Genomic DNA, 26,850 nt, shown 5'->3' with positions numbered 1-26,850 from the left:
GGCGGGCGAACCCGCCCCTTTACAGGTCAAGCGTAGCTTTCGATCGACGGGCAGGCGCAGACCAGGTTGCGGTCGCCGAACACGTTGTCGACGCGACCGACCGGCGGCCAGTACTTGCCTTCGATCAACGACGCCACCGGGTACACCGCTTGCTCGCGGCTGTACGGGTGAGTCCACTCGCCAACCAGCTCTGCAGCGGTGTGCGGCGCGTTCTTCAGCGGGTTGTCGTCCTTGTCCAGGGTGCCGTTTTCCACTGCGCGGATTTCTTCGCGGATGCGGATCATGGCGTCGCAGAAGCGGTCCAGTTCTTCCTTGGATTCACTTTCGGTCGGTTCGATCATCAGCGTGCCGGCGACCGGGAACGACATGGTCGGGGCGTGGAAGCCGAAGTCGATCAGGCGCTTGGCGACGTCATCGACGCTGATGCCGCTGCTGTCCTTCAACGGACGCAGATCGAGGATGCACTCGTGCGCCACCAGACCGTTGCTGCCGGTGTACAGCACCGGGTAGTGCTCTTCCAGGCGACGGGAAATGTAGTTGGCATTGAGGATCGCCAGTTGCGAAGCGCGCTTCAGGCCCGCGCCACCCATCATGCGAATGTACATCCAGGTGATCGGCAGAATGCTCGCGCTGCCGAACGGTGCTGCGCAGACTGCGCCTTCCTTGCGTTCCATGTGACCGTGGCCTGGCAGGAACGGAGTCAGGTGCGACTTGACGCCGATCGGGCCGACGCCCGGGCCGCCACCGCCGTGGGGGATGCAGAAAGTCTTGTGCAGGTTCAGGTGCGAGACGTCGCCGCCGAACTTGCCCGGTGCGCAGAGGCCGACCATCGCGTTCATGTTGGCGCCGTCGATGTACACCTGGCCGCCGTTGTCATGAATGATGCCGCAGATTTCGCGGATGCCTTCTTCGAACACGCCGTGGGTCGACGGGTAAGTGATCATCAGCGCCGCGAGGTGTTCGCGGTGCTCGATGGCCTTGGCGCGCAGGTCTTCGATGTCCACGTTGCCACGGGCGTCGCACGCGGTCACGACCACGCGCATGCCGGCCATGTTGGCGGTCGCCGGGTTGGTGCCGTGGGCGGACGACGGGATCAGGCAGATGTCGCGACGGTCTTCGCCACGGCTCTGGTGATAGGCGCGAATCGCCAGCAGACCTGCGTACTCACCCTGGGAGCCGGCGTTCGGTTGCAGCGAGATCGAGTCGTAACCGGTGGCGGCGCAGAGCATCGCTTCCAGTTCGTCGGTCAGTTGCTGGTAACCGGCGCTTTGCTCGGCCGGGGCGAACGGGTGCAGGGCGCCGAATTCGGCCCAGGTCACCGGGATCATTTCGCTGGCGGCGTTGAGTTTCATGGTGCACGAGCCCAGCGGGATCATGGTGCGATCCAGTGCCAGGTCTTTGTCCGCCAGTTTGCGCAGGTAGCGCATCAGCTCGGTTTCCGAGTGATAACGGTTGAACACCGGGTGGCTGAGGATCGGCGACTGGCGAACCAGCGCGGCAGGAATGGTGCTTTGCGCGGCAGCGGCCAGAGCAGCGAAATCCGGCAGTGTCTTGCCGTCGACGAACAGGCCCCACAGGGTTTCGATGTCGGCCTGGGTGGTGGTTTCGTCGACCGACAGGCCCAGACGCTGGGCATCGATCACACGCAGGTTGATCTGTTGGGCGCGGGCCTTGTCGTGCAGCGCAGCAGTTTTCGCACCGGTGGCCAGGGTCAGGGTGTCGAAGAAGCTGGCTTGCTCGACGGCCACACCCAGTGCGCTCAGGCCCTTGGCCAGGATCGCGGTCAGGTGATGCACGCGGTTGGCGATCTGGGTCAGGCCTTTCGGACCGTGGTACACGGCGTACATGCTGGCGATGTTGGCCAGCAGCACTTGCGCGGTGCAGATGTTCGACGTGGCCTTCTCGCGGCGGATGTGTTGCTCGCGGGTCTGCATCGCCAGACGCAGAGCCGGCTTGCCGAAACGGTCAACCGACACGCCGACCAGACGGCCCGGCATGTCGCGCTTGAACGCATCTTTGGTGGAGAAGTAAGCCGCGTGCGGGCCACCGAAGCCCAGCGGCACGCCAAAGCGTTGCGCGCTGCCAATAGCCACGTCGGCGCCGAATTCGCCCGGCGGAGTCAGCAGAGTCAGGGCCAGCAGGTCAGCGGCGACGGCCACCAGTGCATTGGCCGCGTGGAAGCGTTCGGTCAGTTCGCGGTAGTCGAACACATCACCGTTACTGGCCGGGTATTGCAGCAGTGCGCCGAAGAACGGCGTCACGTCGGTCAGCTCGCGCTCATCGCCCACGACCACGTCGATGCCCAGCGGCTCGGCACGGGTACGCAGTACGTCGAGGGTTTGCGGGTGGCTGTGGATCGAGGCGAAGAACTGGTGGCTGCCCTTGTTCTTGCTCAGGCGTTTGCAGAAGGTCATGGCTTCGGCAGCAGCGGTGGCTTCGTCGAGCAGGGAAGCGTTGGCGATCGGCAGGCCGGTGAGGTCGCTGATCAGGGTCTGGAAGTTCAGCAGCGCTTCGAGACGGCCTTGGGAAATCTCTGGCTGGTACGGGGTGTAGGCGGTGTACCAGGCCGGGTTTTCCAGCAGGTTGCGCAGGATCGGCGACGGCGTGTGGCAGTTGTAGTAGCCCTGGCCGATGTAGGTCTTGAACAGCTGGTTCTTGCCGGCGATGCCTTTGATCATCGCCAGGGCATCGGCTTCGCTCAGGCCGTCGTCCAGACCGAGCACGCTGGTGCCCTTGATGCTTTCCGGGATGACGCTGGCGCTCAGGGCTTCGAGCGAGTCGAAGCCGAGGCTGTTGAGCATGGCTTGCTCGTCACCGGCGCGCGGGCCGATGTGACGGGCAATGAATTCGTTGGCGGTGCCGAGATTTACTTGGGTCATGTCAGGTTCCTCAGGCTTCGGCTTGGGCTTTGATCAGGCGGTCGTAGGCGTCCTGATCCAGCAGCTTGGCGACGGCAGAAGCGTCGGCCGGCTTGAAGCGGAAGAACCAGCCTTCGCCCAGCGGATCTTCGTTGACCAGTTCAGGGCTGTCTTCCAGGGCCGGGTTGGTGGCCAGGACTTCACCGTCCAGTGGCATGTAAACGCCGCTGGCGGCTTTTACCGATTCCACGGTGGCGGCTTCGGCGCCTTTCTCGTACGCCTGCAATTCAGGCAGTTGCACGAACACCACGTCGCCCAGGGCGTTCTGCGCAAAAGCGGTGATGCCAACGGTGACAGAGCCATCGGCTTCGGCGCGCAGCCATTCGTGATCTTCAGTAAAACGCAACTCGCTCATGGAATCTCCTAGGGGCCAGACTCGTCTGGTGGACGCGGTGGAATACTCGGGCGGCAATGCCCTGATTTTATGAGCGGTTACTTAGCAAGAACGCGGCCAATGTAAGAATATCGTTATAAATCAATGGCTTGATTGATTTGTTGGCGAGCGCAATCAGGTTAGCTGTAGCGAAATCGCTACAGCACGGAGCGAAGAAAAAAGCTGAACCGGATCAAAGCCTTGCACAGCGGTGATCGGAGGAGGGTGTAGCGATATCGTTCCGCTGTAGCGCTTTCAGTACAGATGGAGGTCGCTTTTGGGGCGGTGTCAGGCTTTGCCCGGAATCCCGTACTTGCGCAGCCGATGGGCGATTGCGGTGTGCGAGGTTTGCAGGCGACTGGCCAGTTGGCGGGTCGAGGGGTAGCTGACGTAGAGCTTTTCCAGCAGCGATTTCTCGAACGCCTCCACGGCTTCTTCCAGACTGTCGACGTCGGTGTCGGTCTGGCGCGCTACCGAGGTGCCGGCGATGTCGAGGTCGCCGATGTCCACCAGGCTGCTTTCGCAGATCGCGGCGGCGCGGAAGATCACGTTCTGCAATTGCCGCACGTTGCCTGGCCAGCGGTTGCCGAGCAGCGCCGGGTAAGTGCCCGGGGCCAGGCGGCAGACCGGGCGCTGAATCTGCGCGCAGGCCTGCTGCATGAAATAGCGCGCCAGCAACAGAATGTCCTGACCGCGTTCGCGCAGTGGCGGTACTTCGACGTTGAGCACGTTGAGGCGGTAGAACAGGTCTTCGCGGAACAGGCCTTCGCTGACCATTTTTTCCAGGTCGCGGTGGGTCGCGCTGAGGATGCGCACGTTGACCTTCACCTCACGATCGCCACCGACCCGACGGAAGCTGCCGTCGTTGAGAAAGCGCAGCAGCTTGGCCTGCAAGTACGGCGACATCTCGCCGATCTCGTCGAGGAACACCGTGCCCTGGTTGGCCAATTCCATCAGCCCCGGTTTGCCGCCGCGTTGCGCGCCGGTGAAGGCGCCGGGGGCGTAGCCGAACAGTTCGCTCTCGGCGAGGTTTTCCGGCAGGGCCGCGCAGTTCAGTGCGAGAAATGGCGCGCTGTGCCGGGCGCTGATGGCGTGGCAGGCGCGGGCCACCAGTTCCTTGCCGGTGCCGGTTTCGCCCTGAATCAGCAGCGGCGCATCGAGGGCCGCTACCCGTTGGGCGCGGGCCTTGAGGGTGCGGATCGGCGGCGACTCGCCGAGCAGCGCATCGAAACCTTCGGCGTGATCGTGGTGCAGCGCCGAGAGTTGTTCGCCGATGCGGTTGGGTTGATAGAGGGTGAGCAGGGCGCCGGCGTCGGTGATCGGCGTGGCGTCGAGCAACAGGGTCTGGCCGTTGACGGTGATTTCCCGCAGGGGCAGGCGGAAGCCTTGTTCGAGCAGGGTTTCGAGCAGGCCCGGATCGTTGAACAGTTCCGAAACGCTTTCGCCCGCCGGCTCGCGGCCGTACAGGGCGATCAGCGCCGGGTTGGCCAGCAGCACCTTGCCGGCGCTGTCCAGCGCCAGCACCGGGTCGGTCATCGCCGCGAGCAACGCGTCGAGCTGCAAGTGCCGACGTTGGCCGGGGAGGATGTCGACCACCACCACGGCCTCTACGCCGCGCACCCGGAACAGTGCATCCTTGAGCTCTTCGAGCACTTGCGGGCTGAGGGTCGGGGCGTCGATGTAGACGTTCGGCGGAACCATTTCCACCGCATCGAGATTGAGATTGCGCCCACCGAGCAGGGCCAGGACTTCCTGGGTGATGCCGACGCGGTCGATGAAGCTGACGTGGATACGCATGGGGCGGTTCTGGGTTCTGGAGTGCGGAGGGGGGCAAGTATGCCTTGATGGGGGACCGGGGTGAAATCTTGAGAATGGCGTCGTGCTCGAAATCCACCCCTCCCCCCAGCCCTCCCGACGCTTCGGGAGGGCTAGGGGGAGGGGGCTTTTGCGGGTTACTCGAAATGCTCGGGATTGACCGGATCCCCGGATTTCATATTCAACTTCATGCGGATGTCTTCAAACATCAAATCGTAATGCTTGTGCACCGAGCCGATCTGGCTGTGGCTCTTGGGAATGCCGTATTTTTCGGCGATCTGCGTCACGTTGCGAGCGAAGTTGTAGGCCTCTTCCTTCGGCAGGAAGAAGGGCTCGTTGACCTCTTTGCCCTGAATGCTTCCAACCAGCCGGAACTGTATCCCTTTGCCTTTTTGCGGATCCTGCGACACTTCGTATTCGAGGCGGATGTTGTAGTTGACGTCATCTTGGGTCAACGCATGCCGCTCGATATGCAAATGACCGGGTTCGAACTGGGCCATGGTTTTCTCCTTTCAAGGCATGGGAGAAGGGCAGACCTGAGGTCTGCCCCCGGAGTTTCTTTTTATCGGTAGGTGATGCCCGGCGCTGCCGTGCTGACCCGCGTACCGGCGGTGCCCTGGACGATGGCTTCGATGTCCGAGAGCGAACCGATCACCGCGACCTTGCCAGTATGGCGCGCAAATTCACAGGCTGCCTGCACCTTCGGCCCCATGGAACCGGCGGCGAAGCCCAGGCGTTCGAGTTCGTCCGGGTGGGCCTGGGCGATGGCTTTCTCGGTGGGTTTCTTGAAGTCGATGTACGCCGCGTTGACGTCGGTGGCGATTACCAGCAAATCCGCTTCCAGCTGTTCGGCCAGCAGCGCCGAGCACAGGTCCTTGTCGATCACCGCTTCAATCCCTTTGAGATTGCGGTTCTCGTCGTACATGGTCGGGATGCCGCCACCGCCGGCGCAGATCACGATGCTGCCCTTGTCCAGCAGCCACTTGATCGGGCGGATTTCGAAGATGCGCTTGGGTTTCGGGCTGGCCACCACGCGACGGTATTTGTCACCGTCGGCCTTGACCACCCAGCCTTTCTCTTTGGCCAGGCGCTCGGCTTCTTCTTTGGCATAGACCGGGCCGATGAATTTGGTCGGGTCTTTGAAAGCCGGATCTTTGGGATCGACTTCGACCTGGGTGAGCAGGGTGGCGAACGGGACTTCGAAGTCCAGCAGGTTGCCCAGTTCCTGTTCGATGATGTAACCGATCATGCCTTCGGTTTCTGCGCCGAGCACGTCCAGAGGGTAGGCTTCATCAGGTTTATAGGAGAGGCCCTGCAACGACAGCAGGCCGACTTGCGGGCCATTGCCGTGGGCGATGACCAGTTGATTGCCGGGGTGGATCTTGGCGATTTGCTCGGTGGCGATGCGGATGTTGGCGCGCTGGTTGTCAGCGGTCATCGGCTCACCACGGCGGAGCAGGGCGTTACCGCCCAGAGCTACGACGATACGCATGGTGCATGTCCTTCTGAATAACAATAAGGTCTGACCGAACGAGCGCGGTCACTGTGGGAGCCGGGCTTGTGTGGGAGCTGGCTTGCCAGCGATGCAGGCGCCTCGGTTATTAAGTTGCAATGAGGTGATGCCATCGCGGGCAAGCCCGGCTCCCACAAAAGCCAGCTCCCACAGTGACCGTGTCGTGTCAGTGGGAGCTGCGCCGGGTTACAGATCAGCCAGGGTCGACACCAGAATCGCCTTGATGGTGTGCATGCGGTTTTCCGCTTGCTCGAAGGCGATGCAGGCTGGCGACTCGAACACGTCGTCGGTCACTTCGATGCCGTTTTTCAGGTGCGGATACTGTTCGGCGATCTGTTTGCCGACCTTGGTATCGCTGTTGTGGAACGCCGGCAGGCAGTGCATGAACTTGGTGCGCGGGTTGCCGGTGGCTTTCATCAGCTCGGCGTTGACCTGATACGGCAGCAGTTGCTGGATACGCTCGGCCCAGGCTTCAACCGGCTCGCCCATCGATACCCAGACGTCGGTGTGGATGAAGTCCACGCCTTTGACCGCAGCTTTCGGGTCTTCGGTCAGGGTGATGCGGGCGCCGCTTTCTTCTGCGTATTTCTTGCAGCGATCCACCAGATCATCGTGCGGCCACAGGGCTTTCGGCGCGCAGATGCGCACGTCCATGCCCAGTTTTGCGCCGATCAGCAGCAGCGAATTGCCCATGTTGTTGCGCGCGTCGCCCAGGTAGGCGTAGCTGATCTCGTGGATCGGCTTGTCGGCGTGCTCACGCATGGTCAGCACGTCGGCGATCATCTGGGTCGGGTGATATTCATCGGTCAGGCCGTTGAACACCGGTACGCCAGCGAACTTGGCCAGCTCCTCGACGATTTCCTGCTTGAAGCCACGATACTCGATGGCGTCGTACATGCGACCCAGCACGCGGGCTGTGTCTTTCATGCTTTCCTTGTGGCCGATCTGCGAGGAATTCGGGTCGATGTAGGTGACGTTGGCGCCCTGGTCATAAGCGGCGACTTCGAACGCGCAACGGGTGCGGGTCGAGGTTTTTTCGAAGATCAGGGCGATGTTGTTGCCCTTGAGGTGTTGCTGCTCGGTGCCGGTGTATTTGGCGCGCTTGAGGTCGCGGGACAGGTCGAGCAGGTAACGCAGCTCACGTGGGGTGTGGTGTTCCAGGCTGAGCAGGTTACGGTTATGAATGTTGAACGCCATGATGATTCTCCTTGGATTCGGTAATCGGCCCGGCCGCGACAGGGTCAGTGCGGCCGGGGAGATGGTCGTTTAGTAGTCGATTGGGTCGCGCACGATCGGGCAGGTCATGCAGTGGCCGCCGCCACGGCCACGGCCCAGTTCGCCGGCGCTGATGGTGATGACCTCGACCCCGGCCTTGCGCAGCAGGGTGTTGGTGTAGGTGTTGCGGTCGTAGCCGATGACCACGCCCGGCTCCACGGCCACCACGTTGTTGCCGTCATCCCATTGTTCGCGTTCGGCGGCGAAGCTGTTGCCGCCGGTTTCGACGACGCGCAGTTCCTTGAGACCGAGCACGTCGGCCACCACCTGGATGAACGACTTGTTCTCCCGGCGCACGTCCAGGCCGTAAGGCTTGCTGGCGTCGGGACGGATGATGAACGGCACGATTTCCTTGACCACTTCCGGGAAGACCGTGACCAGGTCGCGGTCGCAGAAGCTGAACACGGTGTCCAGGTGCATCGCCGCGCGGGATTTCGGCAGGCCGGCGACCACGACTTTTTCCACGGCGCCTTTGGCGAACAGCGATTGCGCGAGTTGGCCGATGGCCTGGCGCGAGGTGCGTTCGCCCATGCCGATCAACACCACGCCATTGCCGATCGGCATGACGTCACCGCCTTCGAGCGTGGCTTTGCCGTGATCCTTGTCCGGATCGCCGTACCAGACTTCGAAGTCGGCGCCGGTGAAGTCGGGGTGGAATTTGTAAATGGCGGTAGTCAGCAGGGTTTCCTGACGACGGGCCGGCCAGTACATCGGGTTGAGGGTCACGCCGCCGTAAATCCAGCAAGTGGTATCGCGGGTGAACTGGGTATTGGGCAGCGGGTCGAGCAGGAAGCTGGAGTGGCCCAGGTAATCGCGGTACATCTTGATCACGCTGGCGCCTTCGCTGTCCGGCAGATCCTCGCCGGCCACGCCGCCGATCAGGAACTCGGCGAGTTTGCGTGGCTCCAGGCCTTCGAGCCAGCTGCGCACTTCATTGGTCAGGCCGACGCCGACGGTGTCGGGGGTGATTTTGCGATCGAGAATCCATTTCAGCGCTTCGGGGTTGGCAACGATGTCGGTCAGCAGGTTGTGCATTTCCAGCACTTCGATCCCGCGCTCGCGCATCTTGGTGACGAAGTCGAAGTGGTCGCGCTTGGCCTGGTTGACCCAGATGACGTCGTCGAACAGCAGCTCGTCGCAGTTGCTCGGGGTCAGCCGCTGATGAGCCAGTCCTGGGGAGCAAACCATGACTTTGCGCAGTTTGCCGGCTTCGGAATGGACGCCGTACTTAGCTTTTTCCGTGGTCATTTCAGTGATCCTCCAGAGTGAAAACGTTGGGCAATTACAGAGTCAGGAAGCCGTCATACAGTCCGTAGGCGGCCACGAGGGCGCCCACGACCACTGCGGCGAAAATCAGCTTCTCGACGTTGGTGAAAACCGGTTGTTTGAGTTCGAGCTTGGCCTTGGCGAACAGGATCGCGCCGGGGGCATAGAGCAGGGCCGACAGCAGCAGATACTTCACGCCGCCGGCGTAGAGCAGCCACACCGCATAGATCAGGGCGATGGCGCCGATGATCAGGTCCTTGCGCCGTTCGGCCGCGAAGCCTTCGTAGCTTTCGCCGCGCACCGCCAGCAGCAGGGCGTAGGCCGCCGACCACAGGTACGGCACCAGAATCATCGAAGTGGCGAGGTAGATCAGCGACAGGTAAGTACTGGCCGAGAACAGGGTGATGATCAGGAACAACTGCACCATCGCGTTGGTCAGCCACAGGGCGTTGACCGGTACGTGGTTGGCGTTTTCCTTGCGCAGGAACTCCGGCATGGTGTGGTCTTTGGCAGCGGCGAACATGATCTCCGCACACAGCAGCACCCACGACAGCAACGCCCCCAGCAGCGAGATGATCAGACCGACGCTGATCAGCACCGCGCCCCAGTGACCGACCACGTGTTCCAGCACGGCGGCCATCGACGGGTTCTGCAGTTTGGCCAGTTCCGGCTGAGTCATGATGCCCAGCGACAGCACGTTCACCAGCACCAGGAACAGCAGCACGGTGATGAACCCGATCACGGTCGCCTTGCCGACGTCCGAACGTTTTTCCGCCCGGGCCGAGAAGATGCTCGCGCCTTCGATGCCGATGAACACCCACACGGTGACCAGCATCATGTTGCGCACCTGGTTCATCACGCTGCCCAGATCCGGGTTTTTCACGCCCCAGATGTCGGCGGTGAAGATGTCCAGTTTGAAGGCGAAGACCGCGATCAGCACGAACAGCAGCAGCGGCACGACCTTGGCGACGGTGGTTACGAGGTTGATGAACGCCGCTTCCTTGATCCCGCGTAGCACCAGGAAGTGCACGCCCCACAACAGGACAGAGGCGCCGATCACTGCCGCAACGGTGTTGCCCTCCCCAAAAATCGGAAAGAAATACCCGAGGGTGCTGAACAGCAGAACGAAGTAACCGACGTTGCCCAGCCAGGCACTGATCCAGTAACCCCAGGCCGAGGAGAAACCCATGTAATCGCCGAATCCGGCCTTGGCGTAGGCGTAGACACCGCCGTCCAGGTCAGGCTTGCGATTGGCGAGGGTTTGAAAGACGAAAGCGAGGGTGAGCATGCCGACAGCGGTGATGGCCCAGCCAATCAGTACCGCGCCGACGTCGGCACTGGCGGCCATGTTTTGTGGCAAAGAGAATATCCCGCCACCGATCATTGAACCGACTACCAGTGCAACCAGTGCACCTAGTCGTAGTTTTCCGGGAGCTTCAGACATTGCATGACTCCATTGCAGGAGAGAAGAGTTCACAGCGTAGTTCTGTTGGCTTTTCAAACAGCTGACTTAGATCAGTGCATAGTCACATTCCATTGTTAATGAATGACTTATGAAACGTCTGGAGGCATAAAGCTATTGTCTGGAAAGCCCGTCCTAGAGGCCTTTTGTCCAAAGTGGTTAAGAATGGATCCTATTACTTTCGAATTATCACGCTAGTTCCTTTTCAGGTTTTGGCAAATTTTTCGCCGCTGTTTTCAGTACAGAATTGATTTATCAGGATTCGCGCACAAAACTGTCTGAACGTGCTAGGGCGTTAGCGCCAATGGCTATATATAAAGGGCGCAAGTTGGCGTTATTCAATAAACGTCATTACGCTTTATCCATTTAGTTAAAAGCCGGTTGCATAACGGTTTCGCGGCGTTCGCCGCTCTGGAACTTGGAGACGCTGGAATGTCGCAACCGACGCAAAAGCTGCGCCTTGGCGCACTGATCGCCCTGGTGGTGGGTTCGATGATTGGCGGGGGGATTTTTTCCCTGCCGCAGAACATGGCGGCCCGCGCCGATGCCGGCGCCATTCTGATCGGCTGGGGCATCACGGCGATCGGCATGCTCACCCTGGCCTTTGTGTTCCAGACCCTGGCCAACCGCAAACCGGAACTGGACTCCGGCGTGTATGCCTACGCCAAGGCCGGGTTTGGCGACTACATGGGGTTTTCTTCCGCGTGGGGTTACTGGATCAGCGCCTGGCTGGGCAACGTCGGGTATTTCGTCTTGCTGTTCAGCACTCTCGGCTACTTCTTTCCGGTGTTCGGTCAGGGCAACACGCCGATTGCCATCGGCTGCGCTTCGGTGTTGCTGTGGGCCGTGCACTTTCTGGTGATGCGCGGGATCAAGGAAGCCGCGTTGATCAATCAGTTGACCACCGTGGCCAAGATCATTCCGCTGATCATGTTCGTGATCATTGCCGCCGTGGCGTTCAAGGCGGACGTGTTTACCCGTGATATCTGGGGCCGCAGCAACCCGAATTTCGGCGGCGTGATGGATCAGGTGCGCAACATGATGCTGGTCACCGTGTTCGTGTTCATCGGTATCGAAGGCGCCAGCGTTTACTCGGCCCGGGCGGAGAAGCGCACGGATGTGGGCCGGGCCACGGTGATCGGTTTTATCGGTGTGCTGGCGCTGCTGGTGCTGGTCAATGTGCTGTCGCTCGGCATCATGAGTCAGCCGGAACTGGCGACCTTGCAGAACCCGTCGCTGGCCGCCGTGCTGGAACACATCGTCGGGCCATGGGGCGCGTTGCTGATCAGCGTGGGCCTGGCCATTTCGTTGCTTGGTGCGTTGTTGTCGTGGGCGCTGTTGTGCGCGGAGATCCTGTTCGCGACCGCCAAAGACAATACGATGCCGGCGTTCCTGAAAAAGGAAAACGCCAACCATGTGCCGGTCAATGCGTTGTGGCTGACCAACGTGATGATCCAGATTTTCCTGCTGATCACGCTGTTTTCCGCCGGCACTTACACCAGCCTGATTTACCTCGCCTCGTCGATGATTCTGGTGCCGTATCTGTGGTCGGCGGCCTATGCGGTATTGCTCAGCGGGCGAGGCGAAACCTATGAACATGCCTCCGCCGAACGCACCAAGGATCTGCTGATCGGTGGCATCGCCCTGTGTTACGCGGTGTGGCTGTTGTATGCCGGCGGGGTGAAATACCTGCTGCTGTCGGCGCTGCTGTATGCGCCGGGGGTGATCCTGTTCGCCAAGGCCAAGCATGAGCAGGGCGAGCCATTGTTCACCACGCTCGAGAAGGGGATTTTCACCTGCGTCATCGCCGGGGCCGGGCTCGCGGCCTACGGGTTGTACAGCGGCGTGTTGTCCCTGTGAGATTGCGGCTCGACTATCAGGGATCCTGTGACTGGCCGGCGATGCTCGGGTTTCTCGCGGCCCGGGCGGTGACGGGAATGGAGACGGTGGTCGATGGCGTGTATTCGCGCAGCATCGGGTTGAACGGGCTTCACGGCACGGTTTCGGTCTGGCCCGGTGACGGTGGTGCGCTGGAGGTGGAACTGGATTTCCCGGATCCGTCGGCGGTTCCCGAGATTGTTGTGCGCTTGCGACGGATGTTTGATCTGGATGTGGATCTACTCACGATGCAGCGGCATCTGGCGGCGGATCCGCTGCTGGCGCGGCTGATCGCCGAGCGTCCGGGGTTGCGGGTGCCGGGGGCATGGGATGGTTTGGAGTTGGCGTTTCAGGCGGTGCTGGGGCAGCAGATCACCGTGGTCGCGGCGATTCGGCTGGCGGGGAAACTGGTGGCGCAGTATGGCGAGCCTTTGCGTTCTTCAGTGCCGGGCCTGACTCACGTTTTTCCTCGGGCCACCGTTTTGGCGAGCGCTGATCTGGCGGCGTTGGGCATGCCGAAAAGTCGCGGACGCACCTTGTCCGGGGTGGCGCAGGCGTCGCTGGAGGATCCGCTGCTGTTTGCTTCCGGGACGGCGCGGTTGCTGGCGCTGCACGGGATCGGCGACTGGACGGCGCAGTACATTGCCCTGCGCCAGTTGCGGGACATGGACGGGTTTCCGACCGGGGATGTGGGATTGCTGCGGGCACTGGAAGTGCTGCAAGGGGAGCGGATGACGGCGCGGGAATTGTCTGCCCGCGCTGAGGCCTGGCGGCCATTTCGGGGGTACGCGGCTCAGGTGTTGTGGGCGTCTTTGAGTCGTGCGGATTGATTTCCGCACGCCTTCAAAACCATTGCGCTGGATGTGAGCCCAACTCGGTCGCCGGCAAAGTCCACTGCAACGGCGTTCCTTCGATACGAAGCGGCGCTTGTAGCCGATGCGCCGGCCCCCAAGGTGTCTGTTCCACCAGCGAGCTTTGATCCTGTGGATTTTCCGGACGCAACATTTCGTCCGTCCCCGGCCCATGCTCAATCAACAGCTTCGCCGTCCGCGCCAGCGACAACCGTGCCGATCCACCTCGACCACTGCGTAACCGTTCAGCCAGCAACCGGATCGCACTCGCCGCCATCAGATACCCCGTCGCATGATCCAGCGCCTGCACCGGCAGCGGTGTCGGTTTGTCCGCTTGCTTCCAGCGCTGTCCGGCCTCGGCAATCCCGCTGCTCATCTGCACCAGGCTGTCGAAGCCCCGACGGTTCTGCCACGGGCCGCTCCAGCCGTAGGCGTTGAGGCAAACGTCGATCAGCCCCGGCGCCAGTTGCCGGCGGCGTTCGACGCCGAAGCCGAGATGTTCAAGGGCGTCGGCGCGATAGCCGTGCAGCAGAATGTCGGCATCCTTGAGCAGGCTTTCAAACACCGAACGATCTGCGGGTTGGTGGAGATCCAGTCGCGCACAACGTTTGCCGAGGGTTACTTCGGGCACCACGCCGGGTTCGTTCCAGGTCGGCGGGTCGATGCGCAGCACATTGGCGCCCAGCCCTGCGAGAAAACGGCTGGCGGTCGGGCCGGCCAGTACGCGGGTCAGGTCGAGCACCTTGAGTCCGGCCAATGGCTGCGTCACCGAGCCTTGCCAGGGTTGATGGCTTTCGTCTTTCTCATCACTGAAATGCACCAAGGGTTCGGCATTCACCGCCAACCCTTGCGGATGTTTTTGCCACTGTTCCCAACTGCGCATTTCAGCCGCACAGCCCTTGGCCTCGACCACCGCTTGCTCCAGATCGGCACTGGCCCATTGCGCGACTTTCGCCGCCATCGCTGCGCGGTCGGCACAGGCGCCGAGCACACTTTCAGCGGCGGCGCGGTGATGCGGGGCATTGGTGTGCAGGCGGATCCAGCCGTCTCGGGTTGCGTAGTCGCCGGCCACCGGATCCCACAGCGGCGGCACTTCCCAGCCGATCGGTCGCAGCGACGTGGCGAACCAGAACGACGCAAGACGCCGGTCGACTTCTACAGTGGGCAAGTCGCCGGTTTGCTGCTGAAGGAGTTCGGCGACGGCTTGCCCGGCCGCGGCAATGCTCGCGCAGGCAAGGTCGGTGACGGCAAACGCCGAAGGCAGGGCGCCCTCGGCGGTGAACGGAATCGGCGTGCGGGACAAGCCGAGCGCGGCTTGAATGGACGTGAGCAGATCGGTCATCGAAGGCCCTCCGGAACGAGAGGGCGATGATAGTGCAAAACAAAGTTTGGGCAGATGAAAGCTCTGGTACGAGCACTGGCCCCTGTGGGAGCGGGCTTGCTCGCGAAAGCGGTGCGTCATTAAACATTGATGTGGCTGACACACCGCCTTCGCGAGCAAGCCCGCTCCCACAGGGAAGCAGTGGTGATTTTCAGACGCGGAACTGATCCATCAATTTCATCTGCTGGCTGGCCAGGGCGTTGAGCTGGCTGCTGATCGCCGCCGATTCGGTGGCCTGTTCGGTCAGGGTTTCGGTAACGGTGCGGATCGCCGAGACGTTGCGGTTGACCTCTTCGGCGACGGCGCTTTGCTGTTCGGCGGCGCTGGCGATCTGCAGGTTCATGTCGCTGATCACGGTGACCGCGTCGCTGATCTTGCCGAGGGCGTCCACGGCCTGGCGGATCTGCCCGGCGTTGTTGTGCGCCTGGGTCTGGCTCGAATGCATGGTCGCGACCACGCCACGGGTGCCGGTCTGGATGCGTTCGATGACCACGCGGATTTCTTCCACCGAATCCTGGGTGCGCTTGGCGAGGTTTCGGACTTCGTCGGCCACCACCGCAAAACCACGGCCGCTTTCACCGGCCCGGGCCGCTTCGATTGCGGCGTTCAGCGCCAGCAGGTTGGTCTGTTCGGCGATGCTGCGGATCACTTCCAGCACCGAACCGATCTGCTCGCTGTTGACTGCCAGCTCTTCAACCTCGGTCACCGCTTTGCTGACCTCGTCGGCCAGTTGATTGATGTCGCGGGTGCTGCGCTCGATGATCGACATCCCGTCCTTGGCCGACTGGTCGGCGCCTTTCGCCGCGTTGGCAGCGTTCGAGGCGCTGTTGGCGACGTCGTGAGCAGTGGCGCTCATTTCGTTGGACGCGGTGGCCACCTGATCGATCTCGCGGAACTGCACCTGCATGCCTTCGCTGGTCTGGCGGGCGATTTCCGACGACTGATCGGCGGTGCCACGGGCCTCGGTGATGCTCTGTTTGATCTGGGCGATGGTCGGTTGCAGCTTGTCGAGGAAGCGGTTGAACCAGTTCACCAGTTCGCCCAGTTCATCCTGCTTGGTGTAGTTCAGGCGCTGGGTCAGGTCGCCTTCGCCGCTGGCGATGTTTTTCAGCATCTCAGCAACGCTGTTGATCGGACGGGTCACACCGGAGGCGGTGAGCCAGATCAGCAGCAGACCGATCAGGCCGGCGATCACGGCCACCGCCAACGCGGTAATCGTGCCGGTTTGCTGCGCGTCGTCGAGCACTGCCTGGAGCTTGACCGAGTCGGCCAGCAGCACTTGTTTCGGCAGGTCGATGACCACACCCCAGGCCTTGGAGTCGGCAATCGGGTTGACCGGATACACGGCGCGGATCACGTCGCCCTGTTCGAGAATCTTCGGCGTGCCGGCGCTCAGCAGTTGCAGGATGTCCTTGCCTTCGGCGCCGAGGGTTTCGGCGATGCCTTTGCCAACCTTGGTCGCGTCGGTGCTGTAGGCACCCAGCACGCCGCTGCCGGAGACGATCAGCATGTGCCCGGCACCGTTGAACAGTTCGCGTTGGGAACCCACGGCCGCCGCTTGCAGCGTATCGAGTGCGATGTCGATGCCGACCACGCCGATGGCCTTGCCGTCCAACAGCAGTGGCACGGAAATGGTGGTCATGAGCATTTCCTTGCCGCCCACGGTATCCGCGTACGGGTCGAGCAGGCAGGTACGCTTGTTGTCGCGAGGGCAGGTGTACCAGCTGTTGTAGGGTGTGCCGCTGACACTGAGGGTGGTCTTGGTCATGTCTTCCTCGACCATGATCGTGTTCAGCGACGAACCGGCGGCGCGGCTCCAGTAGGTGGCGAAGCGTCCGGCCTCGTTGGACTGGCGTGCGGCGTCGTTGACGAACTCGCTGTCCTTGCCGTCCAGACCGTTCGGTTCGAAGGCCAGCCAGATGCCGAGCACCTTGCTGTTGCGCTCGAACGCGGTCTTCAGGCTCAGGTTCAATTCTTCACGCAGGGCGCCGGCGTCCAGCGAACGCTTGGCGGCCATGACGCGCATGTCCTTGATCTGATCGGCCAGCGCGGTGATCACCAACAGGCTTTCGCCGAAGGTTTTCTGCACTTGCACTGCCTGTTCGGCAGCCTTGGCCTGCAGCAGATCCTGCACGCTGGCGGTGAGCATCTTGCTGCTCGACTGGCTGACCAGTTCGTCGTTCCGGTTGGTCTGGTAGATGTTAATGCCGACGATCAGCGCGACCACGCCGAGCAGGCACAGGCCGGACAGCAGGACGATTTTCAGGCGGATGGACAGAGAGTCGAACATGGGATGTTCTCGCGAATGAATGAGCTGTTGGCTACGGGGCAGGGGAGGTGCCCGGTTCGCCAAATCCATTCAGCGCCATTCAATCAACATCGGCGCGGGGCGAAAGCGCATGAGCCGCATGCCGACGAACGGTCATGGCTAAACGTTTGCGCGGGTAAATGCCCTGAAAACAAGGGAAAAATCAGGAAATCTTCGGCAGTGCTTCCGGTCGCGACCAGATCCACAGGTTGCCCATGGTCATCCCTGCAATCGCCAGATAAATCGGCCAGCCGTGATCGAGCATCACCAGCATCAGCGTGGCGCACAGCAGCATGCTGACCGTGGCGCTGACCTTGGCCTTGCGGGCGATGATCTTGCCGTTGCGCCAGTTGCTCAGGATCGGGCCGAACAGACGATGGTTTTCCAGCCAGGCACTCAGGCGCGGCGAACTGCGGGTCGCGGCCCAGGCGGCGAGCAGGATGAACTCGGTGGTCGGCAGGCCGGGCACGACGATGGCGATCAGGCCGATGCCGAGACTGACATAGGCGAGCAGGCCGAACAGCAGGCGGGCGAGTCGGGAGGAGGCGGGTTGGGGCATGGGCTCAGCGAGAGGCTTATGAAGCGGGATGGGAATCTTACAGGCTTATGCAGTTCCCTGTGGAAGCCAGGCTTCCACAGGGATTCAGCAATCAGGCCGGTTCGGCTTCAGTCGAGTAAGCCTGTTCCAGCAGCACGGTGAAGCGGTTGAACGCATCGATCGCGCCTTGCTCCACTTCGGCTTCCTCTTCAGCACTGAATTGCAGCGAGTCGAGGGTGCGCACGAAGCTCTTCCAGCCTTCGGCGCGACCACCCTCAGGCTCGCCCAGGTGACGGGCGCCGAAGGTTTCACTCAGCTCCAGCGCCACCGCGCGTTTGATCAGGAACGCAGCGCCGAGCTTGGAACCTTCAGAGACGAAGATCCAGCCCAGGGCGCGGGCCTTGCTCGGGTTTTTCACCGCGCCGGCGACTGGCGCAGGCACTTCGGTGTCGAGGTCGGCGAGGTCGGCCTCTGCCGCTTCGGCGCGGCAGCGGGCCGGCAGGTCAGGGACGATGGCGGTCAGTTCGGCATCGTTGTACAGCGACACCAGCTCCGACTGGAACAGGTACTGCGCGACCACGAAGCGGGCGAAGTTGGCGCGGGTCTCGAACGGCGCGTGGGCCTTGACCAGTGCATCGAGCTTGCTGTGCGGCTCGTGGGTGATCTGGTTCAGGCGTTGCGAACGCAGGGCTTTTTCCGGGGTGCTCATGAGATGTCCTTGAAAAGAAGAGGCGCTTGATAACGAGACGTACGGGCAAGCGCCGGACAGTAAAAAAACCTCACGACGCGGCAATGCACGCGCGCCGTGAGGTCATCCGGATCAGATATCCCAGACCAGGTTGATCGCGAAGTTGCGACCCGGCTGGGTCAGGCGATCGAGGTTGGCCGGGCTCAGCACCGCGGCTTCGCCGACGCTGTCGTAACCACGCACGTCATCCCACAGCCAGTACTTCTTGTCGGTCAGGTTGTAGATGCCGCCGCTGACGGTAACGTCGTCGGTGACTTTATAGAACCCGGTCAGGTCAAGGATGCCGAAGCCCGGCGACTTGAACTGGCTGCTGACGCCGTCTGGCGACTTGAAGTTGCTGTCGTCGACGCGATCCTTCTTCTTGACCACGGTCCAGCTCAGCAGACCGCCGTAGTTGTCCTGGTCATAACCGAGGCCGAACACGCCGGTCAACGGGTTGACACTGTTGAGCGGCTCGCCCGTGTCGTTGTTGCGACCGTAGGCGTAGGCAATCGAGCCCTGGGTGTACAGGCCTTGCGGCGCGCCGAAGGCGTCGAGGTTCAGACGACCTTTGACTTCAGCACCCTTGATGGTGGCGTGCTTGATGTTGTTGGTCTGGAACGTCAGCTCGCTGTAGCCCGGGGTGACGGCGTCTTCGTTGATGAAATCGCGGTACTTGTTATAGAACACCGCCACGTCGAATGAGCCTTGCTCGAAGTTGCCGCGCAGGCCGGTTTCATAGCTTTTGCTTTTTTCCGGTTCCAGGTCCGGGTTCGGCGCCACGTTGTAGCCGGTGGTGCTGTTCTCGAAGCGGCCGTAAAGCGCTTTCGCGGTCGGTGTGCGGAAGCCTTCGGCGTACTGACCGTACCAGGTGTAGTTTTCGGTCAGGGCGTAGGTCAGGCCGAATTTCGGCGAGACTTTATGCCAGGTCTTGTTCTCGTCGCTGACCGTACCTTGGCCGTCGGCGGCCACGGTGTTGAGGAATTCCTGAGTGATGTGCGGCTTGAGTTGGGTGTAGTCGTAGCGCAGGCCCGGCAGGAAGGTCCAGTTGTTCCAGCTGATCTGATCCTGGGCGAACAGGCTGTAGGTGTTGATGGTCGGGTCCGGGAAGTCGCTGGACTTCTTCAGCACGTCGGTCGCGCTGGTGGCGCCGATGGCGGTGCAGCCGCGACCGACCGCCAGGCACTTGCCGTCGCCGCTGCGCGAGCCGGTGACTTTCTGTTGCTTGATGGTGGTGCCGTAGGTCAGCACGTGATCGGTGTCACCGATGGCGAAGGCCTTGTCCAGTTGTGCGTCGAACACCCACTGTTTCTCTTCGTAGATCGTGTCGCGGGTGCGCAGCACTTTACGGGTGATCGGGTAGTAGAACTCGTCGGTGCTCTGGTCGGTCTTGGCGGTCTGGTGGTTGAGGCTCCACTTCACGTTGTCCGCCAGCAGGCTGTTCAACTCGAAGCTGTGCTCCAGGCCGAAACGTTCGCGGGTGATGGTGTCGTTGCCGGTGCGCCACTGGTACATGCCGCCGGGCAGCACGCTGTTCGGGATCGTCGGGGCGCCGTTGAAGTACGGGCCGCCGTAGGCGCTTTTCTGATCGGTGTCGCGATCATCCTTGTACTTTTCGTAGGTCAGGCCCAGGCGTGAACCTTCGTTGTAGTTCCAGCCGATCTTGGCCAGCACGTTGGTGGCCTTCACGTCTTCCGGGTTGGCGGCGGTGCGCTCAAGGCCGGTGCCGTTGTTGCTGCCGTAGGAATCGGTTTCATGACCGTCGCGCTGGCTGTAGTGCAGCAAACCGTCGAACTGGTCGGCGCGACCGGCGACGGTGGCGGACTTCAACCAGCTCTCGTCGGCGGAGCTGTAGCCGGTCTTCAGGCGGGCGCCGACGTCTTTGCCGGGCTTGATGATGTCGTCCGGGTCGAGGGTGTAGTAGCTGACCGCGCCACCGATGGCGTTGCTGCCGTACAGCACCGAGGCCGGGCCACGGAGGATTTCGACACGTTTGATGATTTCCGGGTCGACGTAGTTGCGTTGGGTCTTGGCGTACGGGCCGTTGAAAAAACCGTCCGGCACTTCGACGCCGTCGACCTGAGTCAGGATGCGGTCACCGTCGATGCCGCGAATGTTGTAGCCGCTGATCCCGCCGCGCTGGCCGGCGCCGCCGACGGACACGCCCGGCTCGTAGCGCACCAGATCCTTGATGGTGTTCACGTTGTTACGGTCGAGCTCTTCGCGGGTGTGCACGGTGACGGTGCTGGGCACGCTGTTCACCGACTGTTCCTGGCGGGTGGCGCTGATGGTCACCTGATCGAGGTTAAGCGCGCCGCTGCTGGCGCGTTTTTCCAGCACAACGTTGTTGTTGCTCAGTTTGCGGAAGCTCAGGTTGGTCCCCACCAACAGGCGCTCCAGGGCTTTTTCCGGTGGCAGCGAACCGCGCACGCCCGGCGACGACACGTCCTGACCCAGTTCCGCCGGCAATCCGACCTGCCAGCCCGTGACAGCAGTGAACGCATTGAGCGCCGACACCAGCGGCTGCTGGGCGATGGCGAACGAGTAGTCGCCCATGTTGCGCGTCGGCTGTTCGGTGGCGGCCATCAGCGGCGCGGTGCCGGCCATCAGGATGGCGGCGGTCAGCAACGACAGCACGCGGGAAGGGGAAGAAGTCTGGCGGGTAAGGCGTGAGGACATCGATAGCGCTCCGTGTCGCACGAATCTTTATAGGTGCTGATTGAGCTCGCGAGATGCGAATCAATTGCATTGGCTATAACGAGACGAACGAGCTTTGGCTATCGAGTAAAAATAATTCTCATTTAGTTCAAAATCACCAGCGCCGGGAATTCCTGAAGCTTGGCCGAGGTGATGTGAGCGAGCGAACGCACCACGTCCAGCGGCTGGTCGAGACGGTAATTGCCGGTGACGGCGACGTCGGCCAACTGTTCGTTGGTGTTGATGATGAAGCCCGGATAGTAGCGGCGCAGTTCGGCCAGTACCTGATTCAGCGGGCAGTTCTCGAAGATCAGCCGACCCTGCACCCACGCCAGATCGGTGGCGGCGTCAACCTTGGCCGGGCGGTCGAAACCGTTCGGGCCGATGCGGATGCTTTCCCCGGCGGACAGACGCACACGGGCATCGTCACGGGTCGCCCGCAGATCGACATCGCCGCGCTGCACCCGCACCTGCGCCACGCCGTCCAGATAACGCACGGCGAATGCGGTGTCGCGCACGCTGGCTTTCACCGGGCCAGCGTCGATTTCCAGTGGCTGGCTGCGGCTGGCCGGGATCTCGAAAAACGCTTCGCCCTGATACAGCCGAGCGACTCGTTGCTGATCGTTGATCGTGCTGGAGAAGGCGGAATTGGTGTTGAGCAGGACTTTCGAGCCGTCCTCAAGCTGCAGGCGCTGACGCTCGCCGACCACGGTCAGGTGATCGGCCTGTAAGCGCATCGGCAGGTTGCTGAAACTGAACAGCCCGAGCAGCAGCACAGCGGCGGTGGCCAGCGGTTTCCAGTGCGGACGCAAACGAGTCAGAACGGTGACTTTCTTCGGTTGCGTGGCGAGGCTCTGCGCGCACTGGGCAATCTGCGGACCGTCCCAGATCGCCTGGGCCTTGGCGAACGCCTCGGCATTCAACGGATCGGCCGCCAGCCAGGCATGGAATTGCCGGGTCTGCTCCTCGTCCGGACTGCCGAGCACGATGAGCCAGTCCAGAGCCTGGTCCATTGCGCTTGCGGCGTCCTGCGCCGATGAAGGCGAAGGGGAGCGGTGGGTGTCCGTCACGGTGTTTCCTCGGCAGTGTCTGTGCACGGCTGTTTTTTTAGTGAAGCGTAAAAGTCGGGCAAGGGTAACAAAGCCCGATGATCAGTGCAGTCGATCCTGTGGTTTACAGAAAAGCCCTACAACATCAATCGCTATTCAAACGTTCGGCGACACCGATGCAGATGGTCATGATCAGTTTGAGTTCTTTTTGCACCGTGCTGAGGGAGACGCTCAGTTCTTCGGCGATTTCCTGATAGCTGTGCCCGTGCAGGCGGCTGAGGATGAAAATCTGCTGTTGGCGGGGGCTGAGTTCACCGAGGCTCACGTTCAGGCGCTCCAGCAATTGTTCGGCGTGCGCGGCGTCTTCGGCGCTGCTGGCGGGGGCGGCGACGCTGTGCACCACGTCCTGCGGCACGTCGTCGACCATGGTGCGCGAATGAATCTTGCGCGCACGCAAATGGTCCAGCGCCAGGTTGCGCGCGGTCTGAAAGACAAAGGGTTCAAGGTGATCGATGGCCCGTTCGCTCAGCGCCCGGGTGACGCGCAGGTAGGTTTCCTGCAACAGGTCTTCGGCGGTGCTGTGGTTGTTGACCATCCGTTCCAGGGTCCGCAGCAGCGAAGTGCGCTGGGCGAGGAATACGTGATTGAAGTGTGATTGACTCACGGGAAGACCTGATCCATTTCGGGCGAATGATAATGCTTATCATCCGCCCGAGTGGTCAAGTGTTGATTTGTCAAAGGTTGGTAAAGCTTTTGCCCGCTCTCAAAACGGCGGCAGCGGTTTTATTCCGCGTTGCACAGCGCCAGACAGTTATCGAGCATGCGGTTGGAGAAGCCCCACTCGTTGTCGTACCAGGCCAGCACTTTCAGCAGTTTGCCGCTGGATTTGGTGTGGTTGGCGTCGAAGATCGACGACAGGGGGTTGTGGTTGAAATCGCTCGAGACAAGCGGCAGGGTGTTGTAGCCGAGGATCTTCGAGTGCTGGCTCGCCGCTTTCATCAGTGCGTTGACTTCATCGGCCGAGGCTTCGCGCTTCAGTTGCACGGTCAGGTCAACCAGCGACACATTGATCACCGGCACGCGCACGGCCATGCCGGTCAGCTTGCCGGCCAGTTCCGGCAGCACCAGGCCCACGGCTTCGGCGGCGCCGGTCTTGCTCGGGATCATGTTCTGGGTGGCGGAGCGCGCGCGGTACGGGTCGGTGTGATAGACGTCGGTCAGGTTCTGGTCGTTGGTGTAGGCGTGGATGGTGGTCATCAGACCGCTTTCGATGCCCAGCTCGCGGTGCAGCACTTGCGCGACTGGCGCGAGGCAGTTGGTGGTGCACGACGCGTTGGAAATGATCTGGTGCGACTGGCGCAGAATGTCGTGGTTCACACCATAAACGACGGTGGCATCGGCGCCTTTGGCCGGGGCCGAGATAATCACTTTGCGTGCGCCGGCGGTAATATGCGCGGCGGCTTTGGCGCGGTCGGTGAACAGACCGGTGCATTCGAAGACCACATCAATCTTTTCCGCGGCCCATGGCAGGTCGGCCGGGTTGCGGATGGCGCTGACCGAAATGCGGTCGCCGTTGACGGTCAGGCTCTCGTTGTCATGAGCCACTTCGGCATCGAATGTGCCATGAACGGTGTCGTACTTGAGCAGATGCGCATTGATCGCGCTGTCGCCCAGATCGTTGATGGCGACGATCTGCAAATCCTGACGATAGCCTTGGGTATACAGTGCGCGCAGGACATTACGGCCGATGCGGCCAAAACCATTGATTGCGATTCGAAGAGTCATTGAACAGCGCCGCCGTCGTTTTGTTGTTGGAATTACAAGATTATTCGCATAAAAATAGAAAACAAGCCTTTTTAGTGGCAATATTTTGTTTTATCTACAACGAGTGACCTGAATCAACTGGTCCGAATGATCAAGAAAACCGTTCGTCATCCCACGCGAACGGGCCTTTGATCAGCATAGACAATCAGGTCGCCACATCCGTTAGCCTGGAGTTCTACACATGCATCCCCGCGTTCTTGAGGTCACCGAACGGCTTATCGCCCGCAGCCGCGCCACGCGTCAGGCTTACCTTGCGCTGATTCGCGGCGCTGCAACTGACGGGCCGATGCGCGGCAAACTGCAATGCGCCAACTTCGCCCACGGCGTGGCCGGGTGTGGCAGCGAAGACAAGCACAGCCTGCGGATGATGAACTCGGCGAACATCGCGATTGTTTCGTCATATAACGACATGCTCTCGGCGCACCAGCCTTACGAAGTCTTCCCGGAACAGATCAAGAGCGCCCTGCGCGAAATCGGTTCGGTCGGCCAGTTCGCCGGCGGCACGCCTGCCATGTGCGACGGCGTGACCCAGGGCGAGCCGGGCATGGAGCTGAGCCTGCCGAGCCGCGAAGTGATCGCGATGTCGACGGCGGTGGCGCTGTCCCACAACATGTTCGACGGCGCGCTGATGCTCGGCATCTGCGACAAGATCGTGCCGGGCCTGATGATGGGCTCCCTGCGTTTCGGTCACCTGCCGACGATTTTCGTACCGGGCGGGCCGATGGTCTCGGGGATTTCCAACAAGGAAAAAGCCGACGTGCGGCAGAAGTACGCCGAAGGCAAGGCGACCCGCGAAGAGCTGCTGGAATCGGAGATGAAGTCCTACCACAGCCCGGGCACTTGCACTTTCTACGGCACCGCCAACACCAACCAGTTGCTGATGGAAGTCATGGGCCTGCACTTGCCGGGCGCGTCGTTCGTCAACCCGAACACGCCGCTGCGTGACGCCCTGACCCGCGAAGCCGCGCATCAGGTCACCCGCCTGACCAAACAGAACGGCAACTTCCTGCCGATCGGCGAAATCGTCGACGAGAAGGCGCTGGTCAACTCGATCGTCGCGCTGCACGCCACTGGCGGCTCGACCAACCACACCTTGCACATGCCGGCCATTGCCATGGCGGCGGGCATTCAACTGACCTGGCAGGACATGGCCGACCTCTCCGAAGTCGTGCCGACCCTGAGCCACGTCTATCCGAACGGCAAGGCTGACATCAACCACTTCCAGGCGGCGGGTGGCATGTCGTTCCTGATCCGCGAACTGCTCGAAGCCGGCCTGTTGCACGAAGACGTCAACACCGTGCTCGGCCACGGCCTCAGCCAGTACACCAAGGAGCCGTTCCTCGATAACGGCAAACTGGTGTGGCGTGAAGGCCCGACCGACAGCCTCGACGAAAACATCCTGCGCCCGGTGGCCCGTGCGTTCTCGGCAGAGGGCGGCTTGCGGGTGATGGAAGGCAACCTCGGTCGTGGCGTGATGAAGGTGTCCGCCGTCGCGCTGGAAAACCAGATCGTCGAAGCACCAGCCATGGTGTTCCAGGATCAGCAGGATCTGGCGGACGCTTTCAAGGCCGGTCTGCTGGAGAAGGATTTTGTCGCGGTGATGCGCTTCCAGGGCCCGCGTTCCAACGGCATGCCTGAGCTGCACAAGATGACGCCGTTCCTCGGCGTGCTGCAGGATCGTGGCTTCAAAGTGGCGCTGGTGACGGACGGGCGCATGTCCGGCGCGTCGGGGAAAATCCCGGCGGCGATTCACGTCAGCCCCGAGGCTTATGTCGGCGGCGCTTTGGCGCGCGTGCAAGAGGGCGATATCATCCGCGTCGATGGCGTCAAAGGCACTTTGGAACTCAAGGTGGACGCCGCCGAATTCGCAGCGCGCGAACCCGCCAAAGGCCTGTTGGGCAACAACATCGGCAGCGGTCGCGAACTGTTTGGCTTCATGCGTTTGGCCTTCAGCTCGGCGGAGCAGGGCGCCAGCGCCTTCACTTCTGCCCTGGAGACGCTTAATTGAAACTGGCTTTGGTCGGTGACATCGGAGGCACCAACGCGCGGTTCGCGTTGTGGAAAGATCAGCAGCTCGAATCGGTTCAGGTGCTGGCCACGGCCGACCATGCCAGCCCGGAAGAGGCGATCAGCCTCTACCTGAGCGGGCTCGGTCTGGCGCCGGGCGCCATCGGTTCGGTGTGCCTGTCGGTGGCGGGGCCGGTAAGCGGCGATGAATTCAAGTTCACCAACAACCACTGGCGCCTGAGCCGCAAGGCCTTCTGCCAGACCTTGCAGGTCGAACAGTTGTTGCTGGTCAACGATTTCTCGGCGATGGCGCTGGGCATGACCCGTTTGCAGCCCGGCGAATTTCGCGTGGTCTGCGAAGGCACGCCTGAGGCATTGCGCCCGGCAGTGGTGATCGGCCCGGGCACTGGTTTGGGCGTCGGCACGTTGCTCGATCTCGGCGAGGGGCGGTTTGCCGCGTTGCCGGGCGAGGGCGGCCACGTCGATCTGCCGCTGAGCAGCCCGCGTGAAACCCAGCTCTGGCAACACATCTACAACGAAATCGGTCACGTCAGCGCGGAAACCGCGTTGAGCGGCGGCGGCTTGCCGCGGGTCTACCGGGCGATCTGCGCGGTGGATGGTCATGAACCGAAACTCGATACGCCGGAAGCCATCACTGCCGCGGGACTTGCAGGCGACCCGATCGCCCTGGAAGTGCTGGAACAGTTCTGCTGCTGGCTCGGTCGCGTGGCCGGCAACAACGTGCTGACCACGGGTGGCCGTGGCGGGGTGTACATCGTGGGCGGCGTGATTCCGCGTTTCGCCGATTTCTTCCTCGAAAGCGGTTTCGCCCGCAGCTTCGCCGACAAGGGCTGCATGAGCGATTACTTCAAGGGGATTCCGGTGTGGCTGGTGACGGCGCCTTACTCGGGGCTCGTCGGTGCAGGAGTGGCGCTCGAACAATCCGGTAAATGATCATTCCGACGCCG

20 protein-coding genes and 1 pseudogene are annotated in these 26,850 nt (G+C 61.9%); 4 read left to right on the top strand and 17 right to left on the bottom strand.

What is annotated here, in order from left to right; all coding sequences use genetic code 11:
- Window positions 1-26 precede the first annotated feature (26 nt).
- The 8 genes from gcvP to arcD (KJY40_RS23570) all read right to left on the bottom strand — a co-directional run bounded on the left by gcvP (window position 27) and on the right by arcD (KJY40_RS23570) (window position 10,604).
- On the bottom strand, window positions 27-2,879 hold the full coding sequence (gcvP, locus tag KJY40_RS23605) for an aminomethyl-transferring glycine dehydrogenase (RefSeq protein WP_230733111.1): 2,853 nt from the start codon (window positions 2,877-2,879) through the stop codon (window positions 27-29).
- Window positions 2,880-2,889: 10 nt separating this feature from the next.
- Complete coding sequence (gene gcvH, locus KJY40_RS23600; protein WP_007951190.1) at window positions 2,890-3,273, bottom strand: glycine cleavage system protein GcvH; 384 nt, start codon at window positions 3,271-3,273, stop codon at window positions 2,890-2,892.
- Window positions 3,274-3,579: 306 nt separating this feature from the next.
- Entirely contained in the window at window positions 3,580-5,088 is a 1,509-nt protein-coding gene (locus KJY40_RS23595; RefSeq protein WP_007951189.1) for a sigma-54-dependent transcriptional regulator, read from the bottom strand.
- A 155-nt stretch (window positions 5,089-5,243) separates the two neighbouring features.
- Window positions 5,244-5,606 carry a DUF5064 family protein gene (locus KJY40_RS23590; protein ID WP_085606600.1) on the bottom strand — a complete coding sequence of 121 codons (363 nt, stop codon included), beginning with the start codon at window positions 5,604-5,606 and terminating at the stop codon, window positions 5,244-5,246.
- A 62-nt stretch (window positions 5,607-5,668) separates the two neighbouring features.
- Window positions 5,669-6,598 (bottom strand): carbamate kinase, encoded by a 930-nt coding sequence (gene arcC / locus KJY40_RS23585; RefSeq protein WP_230733109.1) that lies wholly within the window; start codon window positions 6,596-6,598, stop codon window positions 5,669-5,671.
- A gap of 207 nt (window positions 6,599-6,805) precedes the next feature.
- The gene (locus tag KJY40_RS23580) at window positions 6,806-7,816 is read right to left on the bottom strand and encodes an ornithine carbamoyltransferase (protein WP_011335626.1); all 1,011 of its coding nucleotides are present in this window, start codon (window positions 7,814-7,816) and stop codon (window positions 6,806-6,808) included.
- Between the two features lie 69 nt (window positions 7,817-7,885).
- On the bottom strand, window positions 7,886-9,142 hold the full coding sequence (gene arcA / locus KJY40_RS23575; protein ID WP_230733107.1) for an arginine deiminase: 1,257 nt from the start codon (window positions 9,140-9,142) through the stop codon (window positions 7,886-7,888).
- 34 nt (window positions 9,143-9,176) lie between these two features.
- On the bottom strand, window positions 9,177-10,604 hold the full coding sequence (gene arcD, locus KJY40_RS23570) for an arginine-ornithine antiporter (protein WP_230733105.1): 1,428 nt from the start codon (window positions 10,602-10,604) through the stop codon (window positions 9,177-9,179).
- 450 nt (window positions 10,605-11,054) lie between these two features.
- On the opposite strand from arcD (KJY40_RS23570), the gene arcD (KJY40_RS23565) reads away from it, so the two are divergent.
- Window positions 11,055-12,482, top strand: coding sequence for an arginine-ornithine antiporter (gene arcD, locus KJY40_RS23565; protein ID WP_230733103.1), 1,428 nt, complete (start codon window positions 11,055-11,057; stop codon window positions 12,480-12,482).
- Window positions 12,479-13,330, top strand: a complete 852-nt coding sequence (locus KJY40_RS23560; RefSeq protein WP_230733101.1) for a DNA-3-methyladenine glycosylase family protein — start codon at window positions 12,479-12,481, stop codon at window positions 13,328-13,330. Before arcD (KJY40_RS23565) ends, KJY40_RS23560 begins: the two co-directional genes overlap by 4 nt.
- Window positions 13,331-13,343: 13 nt before the next feature.
- On the opposite strand, the gene KJY40_RS23555 is transcribed toward KJY40_RS23560, so the two are convergent.
- The 9 genes and pseudogenes from KJY40_RS23555 to gap form a co-directional block, all read right to left on the bottom strand.
- On the bottom strand, window positions 13,344-14,693 hold the full coding sequence (locus KJY40_RS23555; RefSeq protein WP_230733100.1) for a CoA transferase: 1,350 nt from the start codon (window positions 14,691-14,693) through the stop codon (window positions 13,344-13,346).
- A 190-nt stretch (window positions 14,694-14,883) separates the two neighbouring features.
- The gene (locus tag KJY40_RS29820; protein ID WP_371320921.1) at window positions 14,884-15,639 is read right to left on the bottom strand and encodes a methyl-accepting chemotaxis protein; all 756 of its coding nucleotides are present in this window, start codon (window positions 15,637-15,639) and stop codon (window positions 14,884-14,886) included.
- A 102-nt stretch (window positions 15,640-15,741) separates the two neighbouring features.
- Window positions 15,742-16,749: pseudogene (locus KJY40_RS29815) on the bottom strand (PDC sensor domain-containing protein); the annotation flags it as partial.
- Between the two features lie 454 nt (window positions 16,750-17,203).
- Window positions 17,204-17,599 (bottom strand): YbaN family protein, encoded by a 396-nt coding sequence (locus KJY40_RS23545; protein ID WP_085606588.1) that lies wholly within the window; start codon window positions 17,597-17,599, stop codon window positions 17,204-17,206.
- 91 nt (window positions 17,600-17,690) lie between these two features.
- A complete protein-coding gene (locus KJY40_RS23540; RefSeq protein ID WP_230733098.1) occupies window positions 17,691-18,287 on the bottom strand; it encodes a biliverdin-producing heme oxygenase in 597 nt (198 codons plus the stop codon).
- 111 nt (window positions 18,288-18,398) lie between these two features.
- On the bottom strand, window positions 18,399-20,984 hold the full coding sequence (locus KJY40_RS23535; protein ID WP_230733097.1) for a TonB-dependent receptor: 2,586 nt from the start codon (window positions 20,982-20,984) through the stop codon (window positions 18,399-18,401).
- A gap of 122 nt (window positions 20,985-21,106) precedes the next feature.
- Window positions 21,107-22,072, bottom strand: a complete 966-nt coding sequence (locus tag KJY40_RS23530) for a FecR family protein (RefSeq protein WP_230733096.1) — start codon at window positions 22,070-22,072, stop codon at window positions 21,107-21,109.
- Window positions 22,073-22,196: 124 nt separating this feature from the next.
- Complete coding sequence (locus tag KJY40_RS23525; protein WP_192562156.1) at window positions 22,197-22,715, bottom strand: RNA polymerase sigma factor; 519 nt, start codon at window positions 22,713-22,715, stop codon at window positions 22,197-22,199.
- Between the two features lie 119 nt (window positions 22,716-22,834).
- The gene (gap, locus tag KJY40_RS23520) at window positions 22,835-23,836 is read right to left on the bottom strand and encodes a type I glyceraldehyde-3-phosphate dehydrogenase (protein ID WP_007951174.1); all 1,002 of its coding nucleotides are present in this window, start codon (window positions 23,834-23,836) and stop codon (window positions 22,835-22,837) included.
- Between the two features lie 220 nt (window positions 23,837-24,056).
- Here gap and edd point away from each other — a divergent pair, with 220 nt between their 5' ends.
- Complete coding sequence (gene edd / locus KJY40_RS23515) at window positions 24,057-25,883, top strand: phosphogluconate dehydratase (protein WP_230733095.1); 1,827 nt, start codon at window positions 24,057-24,059, stop codon at window positions 25,881-25,883.
- The gene (locus KJY40_RS23510; protein ID WP_230733094.1) at window positions 25,880-26,836 is read left to right on the top strand and encodes a glucokinase; all 957 of its coding nucleotides are present in this window, start codon (window positions 25,880-25,882) and stop codon (window positions 26,834-26,836) included. Before edd ends, KJY40_RS23510 begins: the two co-directional genes overlap by 4 nt.
- The last annotated feature ends 14 nt before the right edge of the window (window positions 26,837-26,850 follow it).

Source organism: Pseudomonas fitomaticsae (genome assembly GCF_021018765.1).
In the GTDB taxonomy this organism is placed as follows: domain Bacteria; phylum Pseudomonadota; class Gammaproteobacteria; order Pseudomonadales; family Pseudomonadaceae; genus Aquipseudomonas; species Aquipseudomonas fitomaticsae.
This window is presented reverse-complemented; position numbering and strand designations above follow the sequence as displayed.